This window comes from Arthrobacter sp. SO3 (assembly GCF_020532825.1).
Classification (GTDB): domain Bacteria; phylum Actinomycetota; class Actinomycetes; order Actinomycetales; family Micrococcaceae; genus Arthrobacter.
Map to the genome: position 1 here is coordinate 1 of NZ_MQTS01000216.1, position 2,293 is coordinate 2,293.

A 2,293-nucleotide genomic window follows, 5' to 3' on the forward strand; every position below is an offset into this window, starting at 1 on the left:
CCATTGGCCATCCTCCCCGCGCAGCGCCAGCAACCGGGCCCCCCACCCCTCGGTGGCAACCCGCGCACGCTCGGCAGCCACGACGCCGGCCGGAGCGCCGGCCAGATCCCGCAGCGCCTGCCAGCGGACGGAGGGATCAGAATCCAGCAGCCACTCCAGCACGGTCATGCGCCGATTGTAGTGCCCGCAGCGTTTCCTTCACATAGTTTGGTGCCACTACCTCAGCGGCGGATTGCCAGCCCCCGCTCGCAGCCTCGGTTTATCCCTCGCAGTCAATGCAGTACGCGTGGCCGTTCTTTTCACGCGCGATTTGGGAGCGGTGGCGCACCAGGAAACAGGAGTAGCAGGTAAATTCGTCTTCCGCCTGCGGGATCACCTGGACGACCAGTTCCTCGGCAACGAATTCTCCGCCCGGGGTGATCGAGCCGTCCAGTGAATCCGCCTCGTCCAGCTCGCTCACCACGCTGCGGGCGTCGGGAGCATTGGCAGACTGCAACGCCTCCAGGGACCTGTCCTGCGATTCCTTGACGTCGGAACGTACTTCATCGTAATCGGTTGCCACTGAGGTGATTCTCTCTTCTTCGAATTTCTGCTCGGATAGGTGTTCAACATACAGAATCGCTTCCGTATTCCCTCCCGCCAGATATTCCTCCGGGTACGACATGCGCCAGGGCGGACGCCGGGGCGCTTCACGCCCAACGCCCGGACCGGCTCCTTTTGTACATTCGTTAGATATTTGGCTATATTCGGGGGAGTTTCTTTGGGGGGAATCATGAACAAAGCGCAACGCCGCGCCCATGTCGAGCCGGCTTGCCGAAAGTGCGGCTCGAGGGTCATACCGATCTGGAAAGACGCGCGTTCGCCGGATTCCAACCAGCCCGACTGGCGCGTGAGCGCCCGGCAGTGCAGCCGTCAGGGATGCGGTGTCGACGACGCCCCGAACTGGCCCGAAGCGTGAGGCTCCGACCTGCTGGCACCGCGGTGTGATCGAGCCATGACTGGGACATCGCCGCCAAAGAGCTTCAGTTAGAACGCAGCGACAGTGAAGCCGAGGCCCAGAAGACCCCGGCCCGCCTGCTCCAGGATCGGATCCAAGGTCAGGGTCGGGTGATTGACCAGGACGTTGACGTCGCGTTGGATCCGCTGAAGCGGATGTGACAGCCGGTGGGCACTTCCGCCGACGGTGTTCTTGACCTTGCGCACCAGCATCCGCTCGCGGAACAGTTCGACGGCGTGCTCGGCGGCACCCAGGCTCGCGGCGGGTGCCACCACGTTCAGCAGGGTGGCCATGGGCATGTGGATGATTGGATCCGGATGAATCCGGCTGCCCGGGTTATCCGCCGCCCCCAGAAGCGCCCAGTCCAGGGTTCGGTACTCTGGAACGAACAGCCGCACGGCCCGGACGTCATTGCTGCCCGTGCCCCTCAGCCCGGCCGTGTGCCACACACATCCAGCAATTCGACGTCGGAGATCGGGACGAGGCACTGCAAGCGCGTGTTGTCGTGCTGGGCTGCCAACAGAACCCACCCGGAGTGCATCACCCCGGACGCGAAACTCCACAAGCCCGATACCGCGTAGCCGCCCGGGACCTTCTCGGCAACGCCGGCCGGCGCCCCGGTGGCAGCCGCCAACGGAGCGGGTCCTTTCGCGAAGACTTCGTCCTGGACCTCCCGCGGCCACCGCGCCAGCATCCAGACATGCTCGATCAGATGACCGGCGGTCCACGCTGTGGAGGCACAGCCGCGGGCCAGACGGCGGACGGCCTGGGCGTACGTCCCGACACCCAGTCCAAATCCCCCGACTGCCTTGGGAGAAAGCAGATGAAAGATTCCGGCGTCCTTGAGGTCCTCCATCGTGGACTCCGGGATGTGGCGAAGGCGCTCCGCTTCCTCTGCCCGTTCCCTCAACCGGGGTATGAGTCCGTCGATGCGGCCGAGCATGTCGTCGTGAGTGGGCACAGTGGCGGCCGGCCCAATATTCGTGGCGGCCGCCCCGCTAGTCCTGGCCGGGCGGGCCTCCGGCCATGGGCCGGCGTCGGCCGGCAGGTCGAGGGTATGGCCGGTGTGATCGCGTTTTGCCGTCAGGTAGCTGCGGTTGGCCGGGGACAAGTGCACCCCGGTGGGGAGTTGTTCGGTGACATCGATGCCGTGGGCGGTAAGCTGGGCGGCCTTGTCCGGGTTGTTGCTGAGCAGGCGGACGGTGGTGGCGCCGATGGTGTGTTCCGTCAACTTTAAGTCGGCCATTTCAGCGCTAAGAATCAGGCCACCGCGGCACGTTTCCAGGCCATTCCAGC

Annotated in this window: 3 protein-coding genes; all 3 read right to left on the reverse strand. The window is 65.1% G+C overall.

Going from position 1 to position 2,293, the window contains the following annotated elements; genetic code table 11:
• Nucleotides 1–259: 259 nt before the first annotated feature.
• On the reverse strand, nucleotides 260–562 hold the full coding sequence (locus BJQ90_RS19030; RefSeq protein WP_226761767.1) for a DUF4193 domain-containing protein: 303 nt from the start codon (nucleotides 560–562) through the stop codon (nucleotides 260–262).
• A 464-nt stretch (nucleotides 563–1,026) separates the two neighbouring features.
• Nucleotides 1,027–1,296, reverse strand: coding sequence for a hypothetical protein (locus BJQ90_RS19035; protein WP_226761765.1), 270 nt, complete (start codon nucleotides 1,294–1,296; stop codon nucleotides 1,027–1,029).
• Between the two features lie 128 nt (nucleotides 1,297–1,424).
• Nucleotides 1,425–2,293 (reverse strand): acyl-CoA dehydrogenase family protein (locus tag BJQ90_RS19040; RefSeq protein ID WP_226761766.1); only part of this gene is annotated, 869 nt, incomplete at its 5' end.

Coding starts and splice junctions, on each gene's coding strand:
- BJQ90_RS19035 (WP_226761765.1), bottom strand. CDS start 1,296: ATGCCCATGGCCACCCTGCTGAACGTGGTGGCACCCGCCGCGAGCCTG.